At 47.7% G+C, this 24,622-nt stretch carries 19 protein-coding genes, 1 pseudogene and 1 riboswitch; of the genes and pseudogenes, 2 read left to right on the top strand and 18 right to left on the bottom strand.

Annotated features, from left to right (window positions below):
• Positions 1-10 precede the first annotated feature (10 nt).
• Positions 11-2,392, bottom strand: coding sequence for a glycoside hydrolase N-terminal domain-containing protein (locus tag TCA2_RS20370; protein ID WP_047913442.1), 2,382 nt, complete (start codon positions 2,390-2,392; stop codon positions 11-13).
• Positions 2,393-2,674: 282 nt separating this feature from the next.
• Between TCA2_RS20370 and TCA2_RS20365 the strand changes: the two genes are divergently transcribed.
• Complete coding sequence (locus tag TCA2_RS20365; RefSeq protein WP_047913441.1) at positions 2,675-3,250, top strand: DUF6434 domain-containing protein; 576 nt, start codon at positions 2,675-2,677, stop codon at positions 3,248-3,250.
• A 106-nt stretch (positions 3,251-3,356) separates the two neighbouring features.
• Here the strand turns inward: TCA2_RS20365 and TCA2_RS20360 are convergent, their stop codons facing one another.
• From TCA2_RS20360 to TCA2_RS20330, 7 genes are all read right to left on the bottom strand, one after another.
• Complete coding sequence (locus tag TCA2_RS20360; protein WP_047913440.1) at positions 3,357-4,337, bottom strand: ATP-binding cassette domain-containing protein; 981 nt, start codon at positions 4,335-4,337, stop codon at positions 3,357-3,359.
• Between the two features lie 17 nt (positions 4,338-4,354).
• On the bottom strand, positions 4,355-5,164 hold the full coding sequence (locus TCA2_RS20355) for an ABC transporter permease (protein ID WP_193746100.1): 810 nt from the start codon (positions 5,162-5,164) through the stop codon (positions 4,355-4,357).
• Positions 5,161-5,937, bottom strand: coding sequence for an ABC-2 family transporter protein (locus tag TCA2_RS20350; protein WP_047913439.1), 777 nt, complete (start codon positions 5,935-5,937; stop codon positions 5,161-5,163). Before TCA2_RS20350 ends, TCA2_RS20355 begins: the two co-directional genes overlap by 4 nt.
• Positions 5,938-6,163: 226 nt before the next feature.
• The gene (locus TCA2_RS20345; RefSeq protein WP_047913438.1) at positions 6,164-7,048 is read right to left on the bottom strand and encodes an ABC transporter permease subunit; all 885 of its coding nucleotides are present in this window, start codon (positions 7,046-7,048) and stop codon (positions 6,164-6,166) included.
• Positions 7,045-8,016 (bottom strand): ABC transporter ATP-binding protein, encoded by a 972-nt coding sequence (locus tag TCA2_RS20340; protein ID WP_047913437.1) that lies wholly within the window; start codon positions 8,014-8,016, stop codon positions 7,045-7,047. Before TCA2_RS20340 ends, TCA2_RS20345 begins: the two co-directional genes overlap by 4 nt.
• Positions 8,013-9,161, bottom strand: coding sequence for a hypothetical protein (locus tag TCA2_RS20335; RefSeq protein WP_047913436.1), 1,149 nt, complete (start codon positions 9,159-9,161; stop codon positions 8,013-8,015). The genes TCA2_RS20340 and TCA2_RS20335 overlap by 4 nt, the downstream gene beginning before the upstream one ends.
• A 39-nt stretch (positions 9,162-9,200) precedes the next feature.
• Positions 9,201-9,722 (bottom strand): sigma-70 family RNA polymerase sigma factor, encoded by a 522-nt coding sequence (locus tag TCA2_RS20330; protein ID WP_047913435.1) that lies wholly within the window; start codon positions 9,720-9,722, stop codon positions 9,201-9,203.
• Positions 9,723-10,016: 294 nt separating this feature from the next.
• Positions 10,017-10,096, top strand: a riboswitch (ZMP/ZTP riboswitch).
• A 53-nt stretch (positions 10,097-10,149) separates the two neighbouring features.
• Between TCA2_RS20330 and TCA2_RS20325 the strand changes: the two genes are divergently transcribed.
• Positions 10,150-11,007 carry a bifunctional 5,10-methylenetetrahydrofolate dehydrogenase/5,10-methenyltetrahydrofolate cyclohydrolase gene (locus TCA2_RS20325; protein WP_047913493.1) on the top strand — a complete coding sequence of 286 codons (858 nt, stop codon included), beginning with the start codon at positions 10,150-10,152 and terminating at the stop codon, positions 11,005-11,007.
• A 119-nt stretch (positions 11,008-11,126) separates the two neighbouring features.
• Here the strand turns inward: TCA2_RS20325 and TCA2_RS20320 are convergent, their stop codons facing one another.
• The 10 genes and pseudogenes from TCA2_RS20320 to TCA2_RS20275 form a co-directional block, all read right to left on the bottom strand.
• A complete protein-coding gene (locus TCA2_RS20320; protein WP_047913434.1) occupies positions 11,127-12,242 on the bottom strand; it encodes a serine hydrolase in 1,116 nt (371 codons plus the stop codon).
• Between the two features lie 134 nt (positions 12,243-12,376).
• Positions 12,377-14,458, bottom strand: coding sequence for an alpha-glucuronidase family glycosyl hydrolase (locus tag TCA2_RS20315; protein WP_047913433.1), 2,082 nt, complete (start codon positions 14,456-14,458; stop codon positions 12,377-12,379).
• Between the two features lie 57 nt (positions 14,459-14,515).
• The gene (locus TCA2_RS20310) at positions 14,516-15,190 is read right to left on the bottom strand and encodes a GntR family transcriptional regulator (protein WP_047913432.1); all 675 of its coding nucleotides are present in this window, start codon (positions 15,188-15,190) and stop codon (positions 14,516-14,518) included.
• 41 nt (positions 15,191-15,231) lie between these two features.
• The gene (locus tag TCA2_RS20305) at positions 15,232-16,041 is read right to left on the bottom strand and encodes a Nif3-like dinuclear metal center hexameric protein (RefSeq protein WP_337999911.1); all 810 of its coding nucleotides are present in this window, start codon (positions 16,039-16,041) and stop codon (positions 15,232-15,234) included.
• A 118-nt stretch (positions 16,042-16,159) separates the two neighbouring features.
• On the bottom strand, positions 16,160-17,779 hold the full coding sequence (locus tag TCA2_RS20300) for an extracellular solute-binding protein (protein WP_047913430.1): 1,620 nt from the start codon (positions 17,777-17,779) through the stop codon (positions 16,160-16,162).
• Positions 17,780-17,853: 74 nt separating this feature from the next.
• Positions 17,854-18,726 carry a carbohydrate ABC transporter permease gene (locus tag TCA2_RS20295; RefSeq protein WP_047913429.1) on the bottom strand — a complete coding sequence of 291 codons (873 nt, stop codon included), beginning with the start codon at positions 18,724-18,726 and terminating at the stop codon, positions 17,854-17,856.
• A 12-nt stretch (positions 18,727-18,738) separates the two neighbouring features.
• On the bottom strand, positions 18,739-19,701 hold the full coding sequence (locus TCA2_RS20290; RefSeq protein ID WP_047913428.1) for a sugar ABC transporter permease: 963 nt from the start codon (positions 19,699-19,701) through the stop codon (positions 18,739-18,741).
• Between the two features lie 467 nt (positions 19,702-20,168).
• Positions 20,169-20,861 (bottom strand): DNA alkylation repair protein, encoded by a 693-nt coding sequence (locus TCA2_RS20285; RefSeq protein WP_047913492.1) that lies wholly within the window; start codon positions 20,859-20,861, stop codon positions 20,169-20,171.
• 69 nt (positions 20,862-20,930) lie between these two features.
• Complete coding sequence (locus tag TCA2_RS20280; protein WP_047913427.1) at positions 20,931-22,775, bottom strand: ABC transporter ATP-binding protein; 1,845 nt, start codon at positions 22,773-22,775, stop codon at positions 20,931-20,933.
• A pseudogene (locus tag TCA2_RS20275) lies at positions 22,768-24,530 on the bottom strand (ABC transporter ATP-binding protein). Before TCA2_RS20275 ends, TCA2_RS20280 begins: the two are co-directional and overlap by 8 nt.
• Positions 24,531-24,622: the final 92 nt, after the last annotated feature.

The following is a 24,622-nucleotide window of genomic DNA, read 5'->3' as shown; positions in this document are numbered from 1 at the left end:
GTTCTTACTTCTATCCCTGAATGCTGAGGATATAAGCTCCTCCAGCTTGTACAGGGAAGACCAGAACTCCGTTCTCCTTGACCTCTGCCTGTACTTCTTCGCCGGCTTTATTGGTTATCTTAATGACGGCAGCTCTCGTCCGAACCGCACACACTCCATCATGATCGGCACGAATCTCAGCTGCAGACAGCTGTCCGCCTTCCCATGCAAGATCAACCTCATAGCCGCCCCTAGCACGAAGTCCACGGATGGAACCTTTCTCCCAAGCCTGCGGCAGAGCAGGAAGAAGTTCTACATAGCCTTGATGTGATTGAAGCAGCAGCTCAATAATGCCTGAGGTTGCCGCAAAGTTACCGTCGATTTGGAATGGTGGATGTGCGTCGAACAAGTTCGGGTACACCCCGCCGCTCTCGTATCTTTCGGAGCCGTCACGAACGAGCTGAAGCAGATTGGACACAAGGCGATGCGCCCGATCTCCATCCTGGAATCGTGCCCACAGACCAACCTTCCAGCCAAGGCTCCAGCCTGTTCCACCGTCACCGCGTCTCTCCAGTGATACGCGTGCAGCCTGAAGAAGCTCCGGTGCAAGCCCCTCGGTAATTTGGCGTCCAGGATATACCCCAAATAGATGGGATACATGTCTATGGTGAACATCTTCATCCTCATAATCATGGAGCCACTCCTGCAGCTGACCATATTTGCCGATTCTCAGCGGCGGCAGCTGATCTCTGGCTGCGAGGACTTCTTGCGCAAATTCAGCATCTTCTCCCAAGACTTCGCTCACCTCAGCAATATTGGTGAACAAATCATACATAAGAGCAAGATCCATGGTCGCTGCTGTTGTCACCCCATACAGCTCACCGTCGATTCTGTATCGATGCTCCGGCGAGGTAGAAGGTGCGGTCACGAGCATCCCGTTCTCATCCGGAATGAGCCAATCCAGGCAGAAGAGCGCGGCGTCCTTCATGATCGGATACGCTGTATTTCTTAGGAAATCCTCATCCTTGGTAAATACATAATGCTCATATAAGTGCTGACAGAGCCATACGCCGCCCATTTGCCACAATGCCCACACCGGATCGCCATGTCCAAAGTTCCCTACAGGAGCGGTATGTCCCCACAGATCGGTATTGTGGGAAGCCGTCCAGCCTCTTGTTCCATAATGAATCTCCGCCGTCTTCTTGCCGTTGACGGACAGACGCTTAATCAGATCCATCAACGGCTCATGACATTCGGACAGATTGGCTGTCTCCGCCGGCCAGTAGTTCATTTCCGCATTGATATTCAATGTATAATTACTGCTCCATGGCGCTCTCGTTTCGTGGTTCCAAATGCCTTGAAGGTTCGCAGGCTGAGTTCCTGGTCTGGAGCTGGATATCATCAAGTAACGGCCATATTGGAAGAGAAGATTCACCAGATAAGGATCCCTGCCTCCATATTCTACGATCCGTTCATCTGTCGGAAGATCAGCTGGTGCAAGCCCTGGTCCGAGATCCAGCTCCACCCGTTGATACAGTCTTTGGTAATCTTCTACATGGCGTGCGCGGAGCTCTGTATAATTGTACTTCAGTGCGTTATCCAGATGCTCCTTCGCACAAGCCGATTCATCCTTGCCGTCTTTACCCGGTGAACGGTCATAACCATTAAAGCTGGTTGCCATACTCAAGTATATAGTAGCGCTGTCTGCATCCACTATACGAATACCTGATGCATCCACCTTGGATGTCCCGCCTTCATGGGTTACTGCAATTCTTCCTTCAAAACGCATGGCATCCGTTTCTCCAGATTTACCATATCGGATCGGATTGTCCGCAGGATAATAGCTGGGGTGCACTACTTCTGGTGCATATCCGGATAGAACGGCGTGATTTCCATCGGAAGACTGCTCATGTCGAAGCAAGCTGCTGAAGCTTGCCTTAAACCCTAATCTTCCTGGGATACTGGACTCCATCCGCATGACAATAATTTGATCTGGATAGGAGGCGAATACTTCGCGGGTATACACCGTCTCCCCGATTTGGAACTGAGTCGTAGCCACGCCTTCATTCAGCTCCAATGTGCGTTTGTAATTCCAGCCGATATCTCCGTGATCAAAGCTGATGTTCAGATCACCGAAGGGGAGATACGACTGAGTATAAGCACCCATCATTTTCTTGCTTAGCTTGTCCGCTTCTGCATACTTGCCTTCCTTGAGCAACCGGCGTACCTCAGGCAATACTTCAAGAGACTCCGGATTATTCGTTTCCTTCGGTGGACCAGACCATAACGTGTCTTCATTCAGCTGCAGTCTCTCCAGCTCCATCCGCCCAAATACCATAGCGCCCATTCTACCATTTCCGATGGGAAGAGCTTCCGTCCATTCCTTGGCCGGACGATTGTACGTTAAGAACATGTGCTTTCCTCCAAGCTTGTATTTTTTTATACCGAAATAGGTGTGCAGGGGGTGCCATCATCCTACTTCCTTATAATTTACCTAAAACGTTTTAGGAATCTTGCTATCCTGCTTCACTAATGCTTGATTCTACTCTTCAATTCGCAGATGAAAGCGGATTCCACTCTCCTCTGTTATCGTCCTAAAAAAGTGACAAAAAAGCAAGCCCTAAATGTTGAACAATCCTGTTGATTTACAAGAACATATGTTTGTATTAGTATACATATAGGAGGTGAATACGGTATGAGACCTAAACTAACAGATGACATTAGTGTACATAGCTTTAAAGACTATTATTGGTTAAAAGAAGAATTACAGGACTTTTGCAGAACACATGGAATGAGTGCATCTGGTTCAAAGACAGAACTTGCCGATCGAATCGAGGTTTTTCTGGAAACAGGCGAGATTAGAAGCCCTCTTAGGAAACAGAACTCGGCCCGGAAGACAGAACAGCATCCCCCTTTAAGTCTTGAGACGATCATTACAGAGCATCATCGCTGCAGCCAAGAAGTAAGGGCCTTTTTTAAGTCCGTCATCCCTAAATTTCATTTCTCTACATATATACAGAATTACTTTAAGAGCAATATCGGTAACACGTACCGTGACGTCGTCGAAGCTTGGCAGGAGGAAGAATACCGAAAAAAAGACCCTGCTTACAAAAAAACGATTGCTCCCCAGTTTGAATACAATCAATTTACTCGGGATTTTTTTGCTGATCCCGCTAATGAGGGAAAGAGTCGAAAGGAAGCCATTGACGCTTGGAACAAAATTAAACGCCTGCCCGGCAGCAACAAGTATGAGCGTGAATCATCATTATAGAACTCTTTGATCGTATAAGTGGTCTATGTAATGTAAAAAAGAGGGTCCCCTGCCTTGCTGCTGCGGGAGATCCTCTTTTTTAAATGAAATTTCGTGTTATGACACTTCAATATACTTTATGAATTACATCTTCAAAAACCGGTTCCTGCATCTCGACGTCCTCAATCTCACCCCATTCACCCAGCTCCTTCAAGATCTCCATGGTGGTGATCTTGCTTCGATTGGCTTCAACGGTAATCGTATTCCCCGTTATCTGTGACAATTTCATCATAGGGTAGTTATGCACGTCTGCAGATGGAGGAATAGAGCACCCTTCCCGATACGATACTTTTATAATAGTAGGAAGTCCGATATTATCGCGCAAAGCTTGAACCGTTCCATCATAGGTAAGCTGTCCATGGTTAATCACCATGACCCGGCTGCACAGCTGCTCAATGTCGTCCATATCATGGGTTGTCAGCAGGATCGTTTTGCCGAGTTCCTCGTTAAGCAGCTTCAGGAAGGAGCGAATATTTCGCTTGGCATTAACATCAAGTCCGATCGTTGGCTCGTCTAGAAAGAGAATGTCCGGTTCATGCAGCATGGCTGCTCCGAGGTCTGCCCTCATCCGCTGTCCAAGCGACAGCTTGCGCACAGGTGTATCCCAGAATTCCTTCAGATCCAGAAGCTCGGAGAATTGATCAATGCGCCTCTTCTTATCGGTATCCTCCACCCGGTACATCTTGGCAAGAATATCATAGCTGTCTCGGACGGGCAGATCCCACCACAGCTGACTGCGCTGTCCAAATACGACACCCAGTCTTCTAACGACCTGTCTGCGCTGTTCATGCGGGTTCATCCCGCTCACCGTTACCTTACCTGCGCTGGGATGGAGAATGCCGGTCAGCATCTTAATTGTTGTCGATTTCCCGGCACCGTTTGGACCGATGTAGCCGACAAATTCACCCGGTTGAATTGTGAAGCTGATGTTGGTCACTGCTTTTTTTACATGATATTGCCTGGAGAAAAAGGTACGCAGGCCAGAGAACCTGCCTTCCTGTACAATTGGTATCTTAAATTCTTTGTGCAGCTGCTGAACTTCAATCATTGTGAGTGATTCCTCCTTTAGCTTCCTGTACTCTGATATTTCGTTATGCCAAAACTCCAGAACCTGAGGCTTACTGCCAAGCACACGAATGCCGCACCCAGTACGAGTCCAAGCACCCAAGGTCCGACCTCACCGCGTAAAATGTAAAGTGCCGGTACATAATTGACCAGTCCCACAGGAAGGACTACCAGGAGCAGCGAAGCAAGCCAGTTGGGATACAGTGATATGGGATACCTTGCCGCCGTTCCGGCTGCGTCCTCAGTAAACGTCTGCAGCTCGCTGATCCGTGTCGTCCAGAATCCGAGCGTAGCCGTAGCAAGACCGATGGAGAACAAGATGACCGATCCGGTAAGAATGATAAACAGTGACTGCGGGATGGCAACCCAGCTGATCTGCCCCGAGTTCATCATGCCGTAAATGGACCAGCCGAACACAAAGCCTCCCTGCAGCCATTCACCAAGCATAATCCGGAAGCGCTGAGGCAATAACGTGAACAATACGGGCAGCGGCCTTGTGAGCAGCTGATCCATGTCCCCGCTGACCAGATATCTCTCCAGATGGTGCACTTCATTGGCAAGTGAGCGGTACACCGTTTTGGATAAGGTCATCATGGCAAACAAATACCCGACTTCATAGATGGACCAGCCTTGAATGGCTCCGAATCGGTTCAGGACGATGGCAATCATGAGAAATTCCGCAATTTGAATGAGCGCGGCAAGCAAGGAGCCTAGAAAGAAATTAAATTTGTACTGCATGGAGCTTTTGACGCTGGTACGTATGAGAAGAGAATAGAGTTCAAAGTATGCTGTCAGCTTGTTCTGCTTCATCCGCCCTGCACCTCCACTTTTCGTCTTAGAAAATAGGTCGCAAGGAAACAAAGCAAGGTGAGCAGCACACCCCAAATCACGGTACCTGCAAGCAGATGAGCATCCGGGTATCCTAGATAGATCCGGGTGGGTACATACAGAAGATAAGGATAAGGTGACAGCCAGGCAACGCTTTGCAGCCATTCCGGCAGCCATTCAATGGGGATAAAGAATCCGGCAAGCAAATTTACGAGTGCATGATGAGTCCACTGCAGCCAAGCCGACTCCGTCGTCCACATGGCTGTAGCACCAATGATGTAATTGATGCATATTCCCATGTAGGCAGCTCCAAGCAGACTCATTGCTGTCCATATGTAAGTCATGCCATCTGTAGGAAGCTGCAGGTTGAATGCAATGAGATAAACGAGGTAGATCGGAATGGATTTGAATATAAACTGGTACAGCACCTGTCCCCATTCCCGGCTCATCAGATGAGTGAACAGGTGGACGGGCCGCATTAAATCCATGGCAATATGCCCTGTCCGTACGGTCTCAGGGATACCGAGTCCACTCGTCAAGAATGTCGTAACCCACAAGGACGCTTGCGTGAACGCAATGTAACTGACCATCCCGTAGGTTCCGTATTCACCGAGCGCATTGTCACGACCGATGCCGATCCAGATACAGGCATACAAGTAGCCGAACAAGGCACTGGCGATATTGTGCACCATATGTGCACTGCGATACTGCAGGTTTCGTGCGTAGGCCTTTCGAGCCAGGGTGAAATAGAGCAATTTGATACACCTCCGATAAGCTTGATGAGACGCTGATTCATACGTCCACTTCAGACAAGGTGAAATGCGAGAGAAGGACACTATCATACCAAAACCATCCATTTTAGGCAATCTCTTTTTTAATCAACAAAAAGACCCTCGGGAAGAATCCGAATCCATAATGACCTCACCTGCAACAGTAAGGATTACCGCTTCGTCGTTCTTCGCGATGGCCTTTTTGTTCAATTTATAAATCTTTCCGCTGGAAGCGAAGAATGCCCCATACGAATACGATGGCTGTGTAGATGAGAGCATACACAACAAATGTGCCGGAAGGCGGATTACCAACAAAAAATTCGGCTACCATGCCGCTGATATCGACTAGCCCGCCTAGCTCATCCATTCCAATTAAACCGTGCAGCATTTTTCGTTGAAGCGCATCGACAGGCATCAGCATCGACATCAGTCCAGAGATATTGGACAGCTTGACAGCTACCTCCGCATCCATAATATCAATAATCCCTATGCTTCGAATCTTCTCAAGCATACCGCCAAGCCAGCCCGCGCCAAACAGCATCGTCATAAATACACCATTACCAAGGGAAGAGAACCTTGTGGAGCCCAGCATGGTCAACGAGATCAGCAGTACAATGACCAGCGCATACAATAAGAATGCCTGGATATGAACCATGGGATCCTGCGGGATTGCTGCATGGATATCGGTGATGATCATAATGGCTGTGTACAGCACGAGTGTATAACACAATAACAAGGATACATAACCAAGCCATCTGCCAATATAAAATTTCCATCTAGGGATGGGTCTTGGCAGAAGAGCTTGCATGACACCCTGTTCGGCCTCACCTGCTATGGAGGAGAAGGAACTGAAGATGGACAGCAGTGCCACAACGAATCCGGCGAAGAAAAAACCGATCATCATCATCAGTACGCCACTGGCATAGTCAGTGATCAAGTTACTTCCTGTCATAAAGCCACTGGACCGATTGCTGTCAGCAATCGCCGCTCCAATGAACCAATAAGCTATCAAAAATAGAATGGAAAGAATGCCTGCAAGGATCATGACACGCTTACGCAGCATCTCTTTCCAGGTCATATTCATAATCAGTATCATTCGTGTTCCCCCCGATGGCTAAGTCCCGATACGGCGGTAAGGAACCAATCCTCCAGCTTGCCGGTTACTCTGTTCACTTCATAGAGTGTCATCCCCTGCTCCATAATGAGGGAGTTGATCCAGCCTGCCTGCTCCTCGTTATCGAGCTCAGCGACAAGCCAGGTGGAGTGCTGTTCTTGAGAAGCGGGCAACGATCCTACCGTCTTACTGTCCACCTGTATCTCAATCCCGGTCTCTTCCTGCAGCCAGGTCAGGATCACTGGCGTATAGCCACCCACTTTAAACCGATAAGTGATCCTCTGTTGCAGGACAGAGCCCACATCGCCGGTACGTAAAATCTCCCCGTTGTTTAACAGCGCAATCTGATCACACACGGCTTCGACATCTTCAAGCATGTGGGAATTCAGAAATATCGTCTTTCCCTGAGCCTTCAGTCGTTGCAATATGGAGCGAACCTCCTTGCGTCCGACCGGATCAAGTGCGGAGGAAGGCTCGTCCAGGAAGATCAGCTTCGGATCGCTTACGAGCGCTGCTGCGAGTCCGAGGCGCTGCTGCATTCCTTTGGAATAATCCTTTACCTTGCCTTTGCCCCGGCTGCCAAGTCCAACCTCATCCAGCAGCTCAGGAATGCGCCGCTTTGCATCGGAAGAGCTAACGCCGCACAGCTTGGCATGAAGCTTCATGACCTCTTCGCCGGTCAGCCACTCCTGATATCGGAACAGCTCAGGCAAATAGCCAATTTGTCCTTTGGCTTCAACGGAGTGAATCGGATGTCCAAAGATCGATGCACTGCCGCCCGTTGGATAGGTAAGCCCTACCAGCATCTTAACGAAAGTACTCTTGCCTGCTCCATTCGGTCCGAGGAAGCCAAAGGCTTCCCCTTCCTGGACCGTAATGGATACGTCACGGCAGCCGCGTCCGTTGCTAAATTGTTTGGTTAAACCTTCGGTGTGAATGGCGGCCGTCATTCCGTAATCATCTCCTCCACCTGTGCGAGCAGTTTGTCTTTGGAATCAAACAACGAGTCGCCGGACAAATTGAACAATACGCAATCTTGCGTCCATGTAGCTGTATAAACAGGCTTCCCAGTTGAAGATACATAATCTTGTTCAACAATAACGACCGGCACTTCCTTCACTTCCACCTTCTCGGCATCTCCATCCGTGAACACTGGCATTGGAAGCTTGCCGGACAAGATACTGTCTGATTTAATCGCTGTCTTCAGATTATCTGGCAGCATCGGGAAGTCCAGCACTGCCTTGACCGCTTCCTCTACTGAGACAGAAGGATCAACCTCTACTGATGGAAGCTTCTGTTGAGATAACGAAGCGTACAGCTCCTCTCCATCTGTATCTGCATGGTAATATTGATGCAGCGTCGCTGGGATATGGAACGTAATTGGCTTCCCATCGAGAGATTCAGGCATTAATTCCTTGGCACCAAGCCGCGCCATTGTCGTGTTAACTTCATTAATGTTCAGTTTCATCGTAATCGTCTGTGAGGTAAATGCATAATAACTTTCTACATTGAAAATATCATTCTCATATGCTGTGAGCCCGGTTAGCTCTTCAATCTCTTGTAAGCTTAATTTTTCATTGTTGAGTTCAGGTCCATATGCATTCGTAAACGAACCATGCTTGTTGATAAAGTCCGATGAATTGCTTCCTCCAGATACTGAGTTGAAGAAGTCCATAACATCTCCTTCATTAACTACCGTTACCTCATCCATACGGAATTGGTTTAGTATCGCGGCAAGCGCCTTATCTCCGAGCGGAGTCGCGATCATGACTCCTGCCACAGCCGCCGCCGTTGCTATGCTGAGCCACTTCTTAACCGGCTTTTTCATATGATGCTTTTTCTTTACAACAGCGGTCTGCTTCTCCTGATTCTGATGATCCGTCATATCGTATCTCTCTCCCCTGATTTCATTTTGTAATACACCTTTTAATACATCTTCCTTTAATGGATGTGCTGCCTTAGGCCCGTTTCCACGCTCCATGGACCATGCTGACCACTTGGGGCTCATTTCTTCTTCTTCCAGCCTTGACGCCAGCTTGTTCCAAGCATCTTCAAGCTGCTTGTTCTCGTCTTTTCCGTTCGGCTTTGATGTCATGTGCACGTTCAACTCCTTACTATGCTAATTGGTATATCCTCAGGACTGTGGCGCGGACTTTCCTTGAACCTTTCTCCTCAGCTTGCTTGTAGCTCTGCTTAACATCGAGCCGACAAGAGGAGGCCTTACATTCAGCTCTTCCGCTATCTCTGCATAGCTGTATCCTGAGTATTTCAGCATTAGCAGCTGTCTGTCGCGCTCCGGCAGCTCGTCCATCCATTCACGTACTTCCTCCTGATCCATACGCTTCAGTACAATCTCTTCTCCAGAGGACAGGAGCTGCTCTCTTCTATCAAAATACTGCTCCTGCTTCTCCTTGAGCTTCCGTTCTCGTATTTGTTTACTCATATAATCATATCCGATGCGAGTCAGTACACGATGAAGCCATGCACCAATCGCAGCCGGATCATCTGGCGGATTCCGATACAGCCGAATAAATACCTCTTGCGCAAGATCTTCCGCGGCGGCTTCATCCTGGATCAGAGCCATCAGTTTTCGGCGTACAATAGGATAATGCTCGTCGAACACTGTACGGAAAACGTCGATTTCCTGTCCTTCCATATGTTTAACGTCTCCTTTCAGCTGCAGCTATACATAAGACGGACGACAGTTTATTTTTATAGCACGTTTTATAAAAATGTTTAATGGAGTCCTTTTCGAAACTCATCGAACCCGAGAATTTGAAACTATATCAACTACCTATATGAATTATACCGAAGCTGGAATATAGCTCATCATTCCAAATCTTGTGCATCCCTATTGAACAATTCGACAAAATGAAGTACCATCATGGGGTGAGCTTCGATTATTCCATTGTTTCTTCATATGAGGTCTCACTTATACATTACAATTAAGATCGTCGCATGTAACTGGCGTACACGGTGAACCGTGAGGGAGCATGTGATTAGATATAGCCGTACGCCTGGGCAGAGGTAAGGGAACTTAAGTTTCCCTTGCCTCTTTTTTACTTGGAAAGGGCGATGTGATGATGAGCGACAACACACTGATTCTGAACGGTCAAACGGTAGCAGATTACATGAGAGAAGAAACGGGAGCAAAGGTGAAAGAACTGAAGGAGCAGGGAATCCAGCCGTGTCTGGCTACCATTCTGGTTGGTGATGATCCTTCTTCGGCAACTTACGTACGTATGAAAGGAAATGCTTGTGCACGAATCGGGGTGGAATCGATCAAGGTGGTGCTTCCTGCCGAGACAACGACAGAGGAACTCATTCAAGAAATCAACAAGCTGAATCAAGACCCTTCCGTTCACGGAATTCTGCTGCAGCATCCGGTTCCGCATCATATTGATGAAAGAGCATGCTTTGACACGATCAGCATTGAAAAAGATGTAGACGGAGTAACGACGCTTGGTTATGCACTGAACGCGTTTGGCGAAGCAGATTATCCATCCTGCACACCGCAGGCCATTATTCGCATTCTTGACTTCTATAACATTTCAATGGAGGGCAAGCACGCCGTAGTCATCGGCCGCAGTCCGATCCTCGGCAAACCGGTATCCGCGATGCTGCTGAATCGCAATGCAACGGTGACGACCTGCCACTCCAGAACGGTAAATATTGAAGCGATTGTGAAACAGGCAGACATTGTGGTCGCTGCCGTAGGTAAACCGAATTTTGTACAAGGAGATTGGATCAAGCCAGGAGCCGTTGTCGTTGATGCAGGCTACAACAAAGGGAACATCGGTGATGTCGACTATGATGCCTGCTTGCCGCACTCCTCTGCCATCACACCTGTACCTGGCGGTGTCGGCCCCGTTACCATCGCGACCTTAATTGAGCATACGGTAAAATCGGCGTACAAGTCATTACTGAAGCAAGAGCAGTAATATCATGATGTAACACTTTGAAGCCATCAGCTTCCTATAATTATAAAAGAGCCCTTCCAACAGGAAGGGTTCTTTTATGGATGATATGCAGTATCACTAGCACTGAACTCCCCTTCGGATCATTTAATCCCCTTCAAATGCTCCCGGACCGTCTCATCTGTCAGCAGCTTTAATTGGAAGCTGTTCAGACTATGCGATAGCTTGGCTTGTTCCTTCCAGGTCAGATCTGTCATGAATATAGCCAGCTCTAGTGTATTCCCTTCCTTATCTGTCGCATACATAGCATTCGTCAGGACAAACATCGTAGAGCCTCCTTTTTGACCTGCATGCTGAAGCCATTCCTGGTTGCGGGAATCTCGCATGAGTCCTTCCATAACGGGATCAAGATATTGATGCGCTTCATTAGAGAAGTAAGATTTGCTGTTCAGCTTCTCCATAATGGATACATAATCCCGTGTTGTGGAACGGGGCAGCCGGTCAGACCAAACCTTCTGGACATCCAGACTGAGCCATTTGCTAAGCTTCTGCTTGTCTTCTGCGGTTAAAGGTGAACTGGATATTCGGTTATGTATTTGTATTGCTGCAAGGCGATATTCTGCCAGGTCCATCTGCTTAAGTGCGGAGAGTGTTTCTCCCTTGGTTAACTGCTGTTCCTTCATTAGATCACTAGCGACAAATAATGAGCTGACCAGAGGATATAAGGGCTCATGATATTGTAAATCCAACTCGGTTATTAGCTTCTGAATGGAATCCAATCCAAGCAGATCCATGAGATACTCCGTATTGGCGTTGGAGCTGAAGGCAATCATTCCATAAGCTATCTCACTTACAGGTACGGTATCTGACTCTTCCTTTAATCCTAAGTGAGCGATCCAGGCTTCATGCGCGCCGCCATCGGTTTTGGGAACATAATATTGGTTCAGCGCTTTCAGTTCTACCTCCATCTCAGGATCGATTCGTCCCTCTGCTGCCTGTCTTGCATATTCAATAGCAATGATGATCTTAACCGTGCTGGCGAGCGGAAGCGGCTCCTCGGGACGGAGCTCGATCAGCTTCGCCTGATTATATTGAAGTACCATTGAGAAGCGGGGACTGTCTTTATTCTCTTCAATAAATTGAATGAAATAGTCGGCTCCTGTGTTATTTAGCTCATGTCTAAAACGCATGCCGCCAATGAACATAACTGCACACACCAGCACGATAACGCCTACAATCGACCATATGATGATCGTCATGATGCCCTCCTTTTACTCTCCCATATTATTGCATGTTAATCTGTTTAAATGGTTTCTTGATCATCTGTGAACAACCTAAATAGCTGCCGAGCTTCGCTCTGACAGCTATTGTAGCATATTTCCCCAAATTAGTATTAAGCATAAATCGTACGTTCAAGCTCATCTGAAATGCCTGACTTACGATAGAAATAAGTATTGATGATATCTCTCCATTCCTTCGAATGAGCAAGCTGTCCTTCCAGACGCTCCATTATACCCTGATAGCGCTCCGAATCAATCTGTCCCTCAAGCTTGCTCCAGCGCCGAATCAACGTTTCAACGCCTTCCACACCATCAAAGTGAGTGTCATAAATATGCTGAATGACCGTCTTGCCGGACTTCAGGACATGCGTATACGGTACATGATGGAAGAAGAGCAGTAATTCATCCGGACAGGTCTCTAGTGATTCGTACCGTTCAGCATTTTCCGGGAAATATTGTGCTGTATATCCGGTTCCATTCTTGACCGTCCGATTGACACCGATGCCATGACAGTCTGCAAAATGATACGTTCCCCACCTGGAATATTCATAGCCGTCCACATTAGGTCCATAGTGATGCTCCGGGTTAACCATCCAGCCTACACCAAGCGGTGAAGTGTAGCTCTCATAGATGGGCCACGAATCCTGAAGCATCGTACTCACCGCCTCGAGCACTGCAGGGTTAGAGCCAAAGGTTTGCTTGATCCATTCAGAGGTAATCTGCTCTTCAGCTAAATCCGGATTCCAGGTTAATCGGCCATAGCCGTATAAATTTGCTTGGGCAAGCGTGTGACCCGTCCAATTATGATCATCACCCACATTAATGACCGCCGTAATTCCACTGTATTTATACGGATACAATTCACCTGACGCAACCTTCTTAATCTCTGATCCCGCTCCCTTGGCGTAAGTATCAAAATCAAAGATTTCCTTCCACTGTGGAATCAGGTAGCATAGATGTCTTTGCTGTCCGGTATATTCCTGAGTAATCTGGAACTCCAGAATTTGGTTCGTATGCGGCATGGCTCCGAGAAGCGGGGACACCCCTTCCCGAACCTGAAAGTCCATTGGTCCGTTCTTGATCTGGAGAATCACGTTATCCTTGAACTGTCCGTCAAGCGGCTTGAAATGATCGTACGCGGCACGGGCCCGATCCGTCTTGCGGTCTCTCCAGTCCTGAAGACAGTTGTAGACAAAGCATCTCCAGATTACAATCCCTCCAAAGGGCTCAAGTGCCTCAGCGAGCATATTGGATCCGTCTGCATGTGTCCGGTTATAGGTGAACGGTCCCGGACGACCCTCAGAATCCGCCTTAACGACAAAGCCCCCGAAATCGGGTATGTAGCTGTAAATTTCCTGTGCCTTATCCTTCCACCAAGCCGCAACCTTCTCATCGAGCGGGTCAGCCGTAGTTATCCCTGCAAGCTGAATCGGACTGGCATAATTGGCACTAAGAAACGTCTTAATCCCATACGCTCTAAAAATCCCCGCCACTTTCGCCACATCCGGCAAAAATTCCGGTGTGATCAGCCGTGTTTCCACCTCATGTACGTTCACGTTGTTAATCGCAATACCATTGATTCCAATCGACGCCATCAGGCGGGCATAATCACGAATTCGTGCATCATCAGTAACAAACTGATGATCCTTGAAGAAAATAGATCTACCCGCATAACCCCGCTCAATGGAACCGTCCATATTGTCCCAATGGTTCATCATTCTCAGCTGGTTCTTCGGATTCTCTATAATGTGAAGCTCACTTAAATTCTCTCCCATTTGTAGCAGACGAAGCAAATGGAATGTTCCATACAGCAGTCCTTTATCGGTCTTTCCCACAACATAAAGAGAATTTATTGCTGCACTGTTATCGGAAAAAGACTTTAGTACGTATCCTTCCTTATTAAGCTCTTGCGCCCATGGAGCTGCACCAAGTTCTTGCGGTAGCTCCTCATGGACGACAGCTAAACGAATACAGCCTGTTGTTAGCGTATCGGTAGAGTCCAGTACTTCAGGAAGTACACCGAACATTTCCGAGATGCCATATTGCAGCTCCCGAATGGCTGATTCTGTAATTTGAGAACGTTCCCTACATCCAATTTTAGAAATTTCAAAAGAACCCTGCCATGATGCCTTACTCTCGTATCTAAGCCAGCCGCGGTCCGCAGCAGAATGTGGAAGCTGTGTGTTCTGTGCCATGACGTGAAACTCCTCTCCCTTACCTTGCTTGAAATTGTGCCTAGCCTAAAGCGTTCCTCACACAAAATAATGCGGGTATTTCTCACGCAATATATCCTGATCTACAACGACAAGCCGCAGATGATTCTCCATCATTTTTCTGGCCTGTTCTCTCTCCTTCTTCACAATCAACTGATAGATCTGCTTGTGCTGCGAAATGATGTCCTCCCAGTTGGAATCCGATAGCAGCCGGAGCAGTCTTAGGCGATTGAAGTGAATGTTTAGCTGCTGAAGCATCTTCCAGGTCCGCTGCTTTCCGGTGCCGTGAAAAAGAATCTGGTGAAATTCTTCATCGAGCTCGAAGAGCTTCTGGTAGTTTTTCTTATCTGCACATACGTCCTGCATCGCAATGTTCGTTTCCAGCTTGAACTTGAATTCCTCAGGAAAATGCTCACAGCACAGCTCGACGATTTCCTTCTCCAGCTTCTCCCTGATAAATCTGCCTTCCTCTACATGAGCAAGATGAATTCGGGAGACCAGAGTACCGCTCTGTGGAATTATATCAAGCAGCTCCTCTTCAGCCAGCTTCATAAACGCCTCGCGGACCGGAGTTCTGCTGACATTCAGTTCATCGGCAATTTCTTTCTCTGAGATCTTCGTTCCTGGTGGAAGCTCCAGGCGTAGGATGCGATCCTTCAATAAATAGTAGGAATAGGCTCTGGTCGAGCCCTTGATCTTCTGCTCAGTCGACATACCGTTACCTCTTTCTTCGAAGCTATTTGGTTCCGTTCTTGTTATACTACCTGGAAGATGGGGGCAACTGGAATAAAGTGAACCGGCACATTCGGGAATTGCTGACGAATCCTGTCTGCGATTCGACTCATCCCCGGCTCCTCGCTGGCCGCATGCCCTGTGAGAAGCAGTGATTTGCTGCCTCCAAGGGTCATCGCATCCCGTATATATTCAGGGGTCTCCCATTCCGGTCCCTCGCCTGCAATAATGAGCTGCAGCTGTTCATTCTCATACAAGGGAATCAGGTGCTGACCTCCGCCTCTGTATCCTACTGTGATACCGATGCGTTCACATATAACATCCAGACCTCCAATAACTCTAACATGAGAGAGCTGAAGCTTCGCCTTGAGATGCTCCGCAATTTGCCTTACCGTTTGACCTGCCGGCAGATGAACAATCGATGCTGTGGACAAGTGCCGAATAGGGTATCCATCATAACCAATGGCTTCAATCAGCCCATCTGTAATTTCATCAGGAGAGTATCGGTGCGGATAATCATGAAATCGATAAACGGTTAGATGCCTCTCCTCAATAAGCGCCTGCTTGGCTTGGTATACCGGGTCTAACGTCAGCATTTCTTGTGCTCCTTCGTGATGACTGTAGAACAATCCCTCATGAGTAATAAACAGGTTGGCTCCAAGCTCTGCCGCTCTATTCAGTGCTTCATACGTTGCGGAGAAGGATACTGCAATGCCCTGGACGACTTCAGCAGAACGACCGCATACAATCTTGTCTACTGTCGATTCAAGCACACCAGCCGGCTCCTCCAGACTGCGGATCACATCCTGTACCGTGACATCCAATATTCTCACTCTCCAGTATCTTGATTATTGCAGTTCAGTTCGTCATCAATAAAAGAGGAGGCAGCCTTTTCGTAGGCGAAACGGCTGCCTCCTGCGATAACCTTAAACTTTTTGCTCGCCTGAACGTTTATTCCCCAGCTTTTTCCTTATATTCCTTGTACGTTTCATTCGCGATTTCTAGATATTGAGACACACCTTGGCTCTCCAGCTCCGATACGAAGGTATCGAATTCAGACAGATCCCGTTCTCCGAGAATGAACTTGAACGTATTTTGATCTGTGTAATCTTTAAGCGGAGTGCTGAGCAGAGTGACTCTTTCACGTTCTTCAACTGAATAAGGAATTGGCGGTTCAGCAGGAACGACATCCTTAACTTCCTTCATATCATTCTGGAATTTAAGCTCTTCTTCGCTGAACATGGAATGGAGCAGATCTGTCGTGCCTCCGTATGCAAATACACCGCCGGAGAAGCCGTACTCAATACGCAGATCCTTGGTTCCATCCGGGTTCAAACCATTATAGTTAATATCTTCTACAAGCTTGCGAACGCCATTCTCCTTCGTGAAGGTCTCGCCCTCTACGCCCCATTTTGCAAATTCCTGACCTTCGTCACTATAGTACAGCCAGTCAATGAATTGAATGATCGCCTCAAAGTTCTCGCTTTCTTTGGCTTTGGAAGAGATCATGACGCCGTTCTCCAATCTAGAACCGGACATCAGCTGCCCTGCAGGGCCGCCCGGCACAGTAATCTTCGCGATGGAATAGTTATCTTTACCGAGTGTCTTATCCATATCGTTACGATGCATTACTACCGTTTGAGAGTTGCCGTTGATTACAAAGGACTTGCCGGATACGAACTTTTGAATCGCCTGCTCATCATCCTGAGTGAAGCTTTCTTTGTCCAGAAGGCCTTCCTCTACTAGCTTATTGAAGTACTCCAGCATTTCTTTATATTCTGGTGTGGTTGCTGTATATACGAATTCATCCTGATCTTCCTTGTAAGTAAGTCCGTTGCCATAGCCCCAGCCGCCTTTGGTTCCAAATCCTGTTGCAGCAATATTCAGCGTGCTGTTGAATTTGAAGCGGTCAGAGAATGGAATGGAATCCGGATACTCTTCCTTCAGCTGCTTAAGTGCTGTATACAGCTCCTCCCAAGTTGTTGGAATGGCAATGTTATGCTTCTCAAAAATGTCCGTTCTCACAATAAGGGTATAGTCTGGCCATACTTCTTCATGGAGACCCGGAAGCAAATAATATTTACCATCCTCCTGCTTGAGTCCCTCAAGCTCGTCTTCCAGTCCCCATTTCTCCACCTTATCCTTATAGTTCGGCATAAGATCAACGTAATCGCTTACAGGAAGTGCTGCACCGGATGCGACGAATGGAGCTTCTTCTCCTGGATAGGTCTTAGGAATAATAAGCGGCGCATCGCCGGAGCTAATGAGGAGTGAGCGCTTCTGGCTGTAATCACTCATCGGTACAATGGTAGGCTCCAGAGTCACCCCTGTGATCTCCGTAATTTTCTTGAACAGCATCCAGTCTTGCTTGATCGGATAAGCCGGGTTGTCGTTGTACATAATCGATAGGTTAAATGGTTCGGTTGCTTTGAAGGTATCCCCTACGGCATAAGACTCCATTGCACCTTTGTTCTGAACTTCCGCTTCCTGAGTGCCAAGGCCGTTGCTGCATGCAGCCAGAGACAAGCTCAGTAATCCTGTGAGCAATACTTTACCCCATTTTTTCTTCATCTCAACATCCCCCTACGATTTGTAATCTCGCAATTAGTGGTTCTCTAAGCCTTGTGACCGAGAGATAGCAATCCTTACCCTTTGACAGATCCGAGCATGACACCAGAAACAAAGTACTTTTGAACGAAAGGATAAATCGTCAGTATAGGTAAAATGGTAAGAACCATGGTCACCGATTTGATGTTTGCTGATATCTGAGTCAAATTATCCGCAGAAGTCGCACCAACTGCCGCACCGCCTGTCGCTGCAGCGATCATATTCCGCAGATAGATGGTGACAGGGAACAGCTCCTTCTTATCCAGATAGATGAAAGCTGGGAACCAGGAATTCCAGTGTGCTACCGCATAGAAGAGAATCATTGTAGCCAGCACGGCTTTACTTAACGGAAGCACGATGCGGAGCAATATCCCGTATGTGTTCAGTCCGTCAATTGCAGCGGCTTCCTCCAGCTCCTCCGGCATATTCTCAAAGAAGGATTTCATTATAAGCATGTTATAGATGCTGATCGCACCTGGAAGAACAATCGCCCACATGGAGTTCGCCATTCCAAGGGTGTTAATCAGCACATAGTTCGGAATCAGACCGCCGTTAAAGAACATCGTGAACACAGCGAACACCGTCAAAAATTTGCGTCCCATCAGCCGCTTTCGGGATAAGGCGTAAGCAAAGATCGTAGTCAAGAACATCGATATCAGAGTTCCGACGACAGCGTATATGATGGTGTTCTTATAGTTGGTCCAGAACATGGAGTCGCTTGCAACCTTCTTGTAGGTCTCAATATTGAAGCCTCTCGGAATCAGATTGACTTGACCGGAATTAATATAGGCTTCACTGCTGAAAGATTGAGCAACAACGTTGAGAAAAGGATATAGCGTAATGAACACGATGAATATAAGAGCTGATGCGTTAAATACCTTAAAGACCTTATACGATACAGATTCCTTCATGTGGCTGCCTCCTTACCATAAGCTTCTTTCCGTTACCTTGCGTGAGATCGCATTGACGGATAATACAAGGATAAGTCCGATGATGGATTCAAATAATCCGATCGCTGTCGCGTAGCTGAAGTTACTAGATCCAAGGCCTACGCGATACAGATAAGTCGAGATCACGTCGGATGTCTCATAAATCAGCGGATTGTACAGGAGTAGAATCTTCTCAAAGCCGACAGCCAGGAAGCTGCCCATGTTCAGAATCAGTACAGTAACGATCGTCGGCAATATCCCGGGAATCGTTACATGCAGCGTCTGTTTCCATCTGTTAGCGCCATCAATTCTGGCTGCCTCATAGAGGGAATCATCGATCGTCGTCAGCGCAGCGAGATACAGAATTGCGCCCCAGCCCATTCCCTGCCATATTTCAGATGTGACATAAATGGTGCGGAACCAGTCGGCCTGCTGCATAAAGTTGATCGGGTCTCCACCGAAGAATTGGATCAGTGAATTGATCGAGCCATTCAAAGCCGTCAGCTGCAAGATCATCCCTGCGACAATAACAATGGATAAAAAGTGCGGCAGGTACGAAGCCGTCTGAACAAACTTCTTGAACTTCTTGTTCTTGACCTCATTAAGCAGTAGAGCGAATACGATCGGCATCGGGAAGGTCAGCAGCATCGTAAGTCCGCCAAGGATAAGTGTATTGCTAAATACTCGCCAGAAGGTTGGATCCTCGATAAACATGCGGAAGTAATGAAGTCCGACCCACTGCTCTCCAAAGATGCTGCCCCCGGGCACAAATCTTCTAAAAGCGATAACATTACCAATCATAGGCCCGTATTTAAAAATGAGCAGGTACAGAATCGGCAGAATTAATAGAGAATAGAGCTGCCAGTCTTTACGCAGGAGATAAAGGATCGTTCTCCGTTTACTTTTTCTCGCGACCTTCATCTCCGGTATGGGTGGATTTACAGTCTTCGGTTCCATAGCTTATTTCACTCCTATCCGTATAGACAAGTTAATAAACCGCTTTCAATTCTAAAATGAGCTGTTATTTACCCATTTCGTTCTAATCCGGATCTAGACCCCCTTCTGATATTGAAGCGCTTACAAATGTAGACTAAAATGATAATGTGAATTGATGCGACAAGTGGAATTGCGATCTGTAGCTGACATTGAAGCTGGATATCCAGCTGGGAAATGAAGCTATAAAAGTGAAGTGGCAATTGCATACTAGTCATACTAGTATGGTAGTTGCTCTTATTGTAATGAAGGTCCTTTATGAATTCAATACATTTTTATTAAATTTTGCTATATCTACTTTAAAACGCATAAAATGGGTAAATCTGAGCCCTATAAAGACATGATTATGAAAAGACAAAAAAATAACGGCTTCGCAATCGGATCTGCGGAAGCCGTTATTCATGAGCTCTTATATGTTGTGATCTGCTATGTTAACAGATACAGGTTTTACGTTTCTTGAACAGCTTACCCTTTTCTTCCACCCTGCGGATATACTCCTCTGCGAGCGGTATTTTGCAGGCTGTATTCCCCACATCCACATGGACTTTGCCAATCTCTTGCGCTACATCCCTTGCCTGCTCATGGAGTGACTGGACATAGCTGCCCACGCTGATGACAAAGCCATTCATCACAGACCTCACCCAATTCTGTTCCTCATGTATCGTCGATCTTACACGTTCCAGCAAACCAGCCAGTTCTCCCAGATCGAGCTCATCGTCTGGTGTAATGGATACATAATTCGAATAGGTACTCCAGCCGGCCGTTGCAACCATCTCTTCGTCCGATTGGATCCATTTCATCGCCAGTTCTGTGGCATAAGGACTCTCTGCGGTCAACCACGCCACCGGATATTCAGCTATCATGTACCAGTACGCCTGCTGCACCCAAGCTTCCAGCAGCTCCTTCGAGACCAGCTTCGGATTCACGGTAAGCCCTGCCAAATACATGGCATCACTATTACCTGTGCTAAATAGAGACTGCGCTACCTCCTGATCCTTCTTCACTTCCTTTACGAGCTTCTTCTTCATGTCTCCCACTTTGACGCCGAAGAATGGCTCACGAGCCCCGTGCCGTAGGAATGTCTTCTTGGTCTGCTCTGTCCCCAGCTCCTCCAGCGTGCTCATCACTTGATCCAGTGTTAATACTCCCACACCGCTTCACCTTCTATCCTGTCATATTTTTGTTCAATCGATTTATGTCATGGCCTCTTTCTTGATCTGACTGTGAAACAAATCACTGTAGAATCCTTCTGCGGCAAGAAGCTCATCATGTGAGCCCTGCTCAATCAAGCGCCCATCCTTCAGCACCAATATCTTGTCTGCCTGACGGATTGTATTTAAGCGATGGGCAATGACAAAGCTGGTTCTGCCTTTCATGAGCCTTGCAAGACCTTCCTGAATTTTGATCTCCGTCACCGTGTCAATACTGCTCGTCGCTTCATCGAGTACAATAATCGCCGGATTTGCAAGCATGGCGCGGGCAATGGCAAGCAGCTGCTTCTGTCCTTGACTGATCCCGCTGCCGTCTGCACTCAGTACTTGATCGTAGCCCTTTTTAAGCCGGGTAATAAAGGAATGCGCATTCGCCAGCTTAGCAGCTTCCTCCACCTCTTCATCGGTCGCACTCAGCCGGCCGTAACGAATATTTTCCCTTATCGTTCCTTCGAACAAGAAGGATTCCTGGAGCACAAAGGACATATGAGAACGAAGGCTCTCACGCGATATCTTGGTTACATCCTGTCCATCAACAGAGATCTGCCCTTGATCAGGATTGTAGAATCTCGAGATCAGCTGGATCAGTGTGGTTTTGCCAGCACCGGTTGGCCCAACAAGCGCAACCATCTCTCCCGGCTTGGCAGAGAAGGATATGTCCTGGAGTGTTGCCCCTTTTTCCTCATAACCAAAGGACACTTGCTCAAATCTTACCGCCCCTTCGACATGATTCAGCTTCTCTGCTCCGACCTCGTCCTTAATCTCCTCATCCTCATCCATGACCTCAAATACACGCTCGGCCCCTGCAATGGCAGACAGAACGGTATTCCACTGATTCGCGAGATCATTAAGCGGCCGGGTAAACTGGCGTGCATACTCTGCAAAGATAATGATTACCCCGATGGTTATCATATCGTTAATGACCATGATACCGCCGATTCCGGCAATGATCGCAAAGCTCAGATTGTTCAGGCTGTTCATCAGCTTCGGAATAAACCCTGATATCGTCTGCGCCCAGAAGCCTGAGAGTCTGATCTTATCATTTTTCTCCTGGAAGGAGGTAATCACTCGTTCTTCCTGTGAAAAAGCCTTGATGATCCGCTGCCCGGATAACGTCTCCTCTATGTAACCGTTCAGATCACCCAGATTCTTCTGACGCTCCTTGAATAAAGGTCCCGTACGGCGGGTAATCCAGCGCATACCAAGTACCATCAGCGGAACGACGATAAATGTAAGCAAAGTAAGCAGCGGACTGAGTGTCAGCATAACGGTCACTACTCCCACCAGCGTAAGGATACTTGAAGTCACCTGAATAATGGACCCATTCAGCGTAGCGCTGACATTCTCAATATCGTTCGTGAGCCGGCTCATAATCTCCCCTTGCTGCCGTTTGCCGAAGAACGGAATTGGCAGTCGGTGCAAATGGGTGAATAGATCAAACCGCATACGATAGACCGTTTCCTGTGCGACCTCAATCATCCATATGCTTTGTAGAAAGGCAAAGATCGGATGCAGCAGATACACTGCCCCTAGCGCACAGAGGAAGTAAATCCAATCTTGACCCGACTCTCCGACAAGATAAGTATCGATGGCAACACCAATCAGATAGGGGCCCAGCAGGGCAAGAGCTGAAGTAAGAACGACCATAAATACAACCAGAGTAAGCTTAAGCCGTCTCTTCGCAAGATAGGACCATATTCGTTTTAGCGTCCAGGACCAATCCTTGGCCTTGGCGGTCTTCTTAGCCGCTCCCTTTCCGAGCCCTGCTTTGTTCCTGAGCACCTCGGAAGGCGGCTGTCGAAAAGGTTCAACCAGTTGTTTAAGCATGCTTAGCCTCCTGTCCAAATTGGGATTCGTATATCCGTCTATACAATTCCGAATCCTGCAGAAGCTCCTGATGAGTCCCTTGAGCGATCAATCTTCCTTCATCCAGCAGCAGAATCAGATCTGACGACAAGGTTGATGAAATCTTCTGCGTAATTAGAAATGTCGTGCATGACAGCTCCGACAGCTCGTTAAGTAGTGCTGCCTCTGTCTTGACATCGAGTGCGCTTGTACTGTCATCCAGTATTAAAATTTGTGGTTTCCGGACAAGAGCTCTTGCAATGGACAAGCGCTGCTTCTGCCCACCCGACAAGTTGACTCCACGCTGGCCAAGCATCGTATCATAGCCATTCGTGAGCGACTCAATCGTGTGATGGATCTGGGCTTTGCGCGCAGCCTCCCTCACTTCTTCATCACTGGCCTGCGGATTTCCCCAAGCAATATTTTCCTTGACACTGCCTGTGAAGAGTACGGCTTCCTGGGGAACATAACCGATAAAGCCGCGCAGATCGTCCACCGGATATTGCTGTACATTCTTCCCGTCAATACGGATTATTCCTTCATCCGGATCATATAAACGAAGGAGCAGCTGTACAAGAGAAGTCTTGCCTGAGCCGGTTGCTCCCATAATCGCAATACGCTCTCCAGCCTTCGCTTCGAAGGACACGTTCTCCAGCACATGAAGGTCGCTTCCCGGATAACTGAAGCTTACCTCCTCATATTGCACACTCTGTTTAACGGCAGAGTTCTTGCCTTCTGTTGTTATTTTAGCAGCACTGCTTCCTTCCGCTGCCTGAACAGAATCGAACCCAGCCTGATCCGTATCAAGCACCTCACTAACCCGGTGTCGCGATGCACTTGCCCGTGATAATGTAGCGACGATCCATGAGAGCATGGATAAGGAGCCCATCGTTCTTACCGCATAATTGACGACCGCTACAACCTCTCCCATTGTCGCATCACCCGTGATGTTAATATCATTTCTCCCGAACCATAGAATGGTCAGAATGCTTGCATTCATAACAAGCATAATGAATGGCATCGTCGTTTCTGCGAAACGCTGGGCCGCCATCGTTGAATTCATCAAATGGCGAATCGAGCGTCCGAATCGTTCAATCTCATGGCCCATGCGGACGAACACCCGGATTAAACGAATGCCGATCAAATTTTCCTGTGCGACGCCATTGACTTCATCCAATCTCTTCTGAACGGTACGGAACATGAGGGATACTTTCTTCATAATGTAAAAAATGAACAGCAGCAGCACAGGCACCGTAACCGCCAGAAATAATCCCAGCTTCACGTTGACAACCAGTGCCATGATAACGCTTCCGATCACGACAAGCGGAACACGGGTCGCAAACCGCAGCCCCATAAACACCGTGTCCTGAAGCTGGGTGATATCCCCTGTCAGCCGGATAATCAGCGAAGAGGTAGCGAACCGGTTGAATACAGCGTAAGAGAACGACTGAACCTTCTTGTACAGCGATTCCCTAAGATCGGCTCCAAAGCCTTGACTTGCATGGGCAGCATAGAACGAGCTTGAGATCCCAGCCGCAAATGCTATGAAGGCACTGATCAGCAGGCACCACCCCACGTCCACACCACAGAGAGATTCTCCTGCTGAATACCGTCATCGATAATCTTCTGGATCAGATAGGGCTGAATCAGCTCAACCATAAGCTCAAGCAGCAGCATGAATAGTGCTGCAATTGCCGCTACCTTGTACTTCCGCAAATAACTGAATATTAGAGCCATGTACATTCCTCCGATGATTCACTGATTACTCCCAAAAATACACTCATATGTATATTATAACGTAGATTGATTGTTCTCTACCTCTCTATGAG

Source organism: Paenibacillus sp. TCA20 (assembly GCF_000732325.1).
GTDB classification, from domain to species: Bacteria; Bacillota; Bacilli; order Paenibacillales; family Paenibacillaceae; genus Paenibacillus; species Paenibacillus urinalis.
This window is presented reverse-complemented; position numbering and strand designations above follow the sequence as displayed.

Coding starts and splice junctions, on each gene's coding strand:
- TCA2_RS20370 (WP_047913442.1), bottom strand. CDS start 2,392: ATGTTCTTAACGTACAATCGTCCGGCCAAGGAATGGACGGAAGCTCTT.
- TCA2_RS20365 (WP_047913441.1), top strand. CDS start 2,675: ATGAGACCTAAACTAACAGATGACATTAGTGTACATAGCTTTAAAGAC.
- TCA2_RS20360 (WP_047913440.1), bottom strand. CDS start 4,337: ATGATTGAAGTTCAGCAGCTGCACAAAGAATTTAAGATACCAATTGTA.
- TCA2_RS20355 (WP_193746100.1), bottom strand. CDS start 5,164: ATGAAGCAGAACAAGCTGACAGCATACTTTGAACTCTATTCTCTTCTC.
- TCA2_RS20345 (WP_047913438.1), bottom strand. CDS start 7,048: ATGATACTGATTATGAATATGACCTGGAAAGAGATGCTGCGTAAGCGT.
- TCA2_RS20340 (WP_047913437.1), bottom strand. CDS start 8,016: ATGACGGCCGCCATTCACACCGAAGGTTTAACCAAACAATTTAGCAAC.
- TCA2_RS20335 (WP_047913436.1), bottom strand. CDS start 9,161: ATGACATCAAAGCCGAACGGAAAAGACGAGAACAAGCAGCTTGAAGAT.
- TCA2_RS20330 (WP_047913435.1), bottom strand. CDS start 9,722: ATGGAAGGACAGGAAATCGACGTTTTCCGTACAGTGTTCGACGAGCAT.
- TCA2_RS20325 (WP_047913493.1), top strand. CDS start 10,150: ATGAGCGACAACACACTGATTCTGAACGGTCAAACGGTAGCAGATTAC.
- TCA2_RS20320 (WP_047913434.1), bottom strand. CDS start 12,242: ATGACGATCATCATATGGTCGATTGTAGGCGTTATCGTGCTGGTGTGT.
- TCA2_RS20315 (WP_047913433.1), bottom strand. CDS start 14,458: ATGGCACAGAACACACAGCTTCCACATTCTGCTGCGGACCGCGGCTGG.
- TCA2_RS20310 (WP_047913432.1), bottom strand. CDS start 15,190: ATGTCGACTGAGCAGAAGATCAAGGGCTCGACCAGAGCCTATTCCTAC.
- TCA2_RS20300 (WP_047913430.1), bottom strand. CDS start 17,779: ATGAAGAAAAAATGGGGTAAAGTATTGCTCACAGGATTACTGAGCTTG.
- TCA2_RS20295 (WP_047913429.1), bottom strand. CDS start 18,726: ATGAAGGAATCTGTATCGTATAAGGTCTTTAAGGTATTTAACGCATCA.
- TCA2_RS20290 (WP_047913428.1), bottom strand. CDS start 19,701: ATGGAACCGAAGACTGTAAATCCACCCATACCGGAGATGAAGGTCGCG.
- TCA2_RS20285 (WP_047913492.1), bottom strand. CDS start 20,861: ATGAGCACGCTGGAGGAGCTGGGGACAGAGCAGACCAAGAAGACATTC.
- TCA2_RS20280 (WP_047913427.1), bottom strand. CDS start 22,775: ATGCTTAAACAACTGGTTGAACCTTTTCGACAGCCGCCTTCCGAGGTG.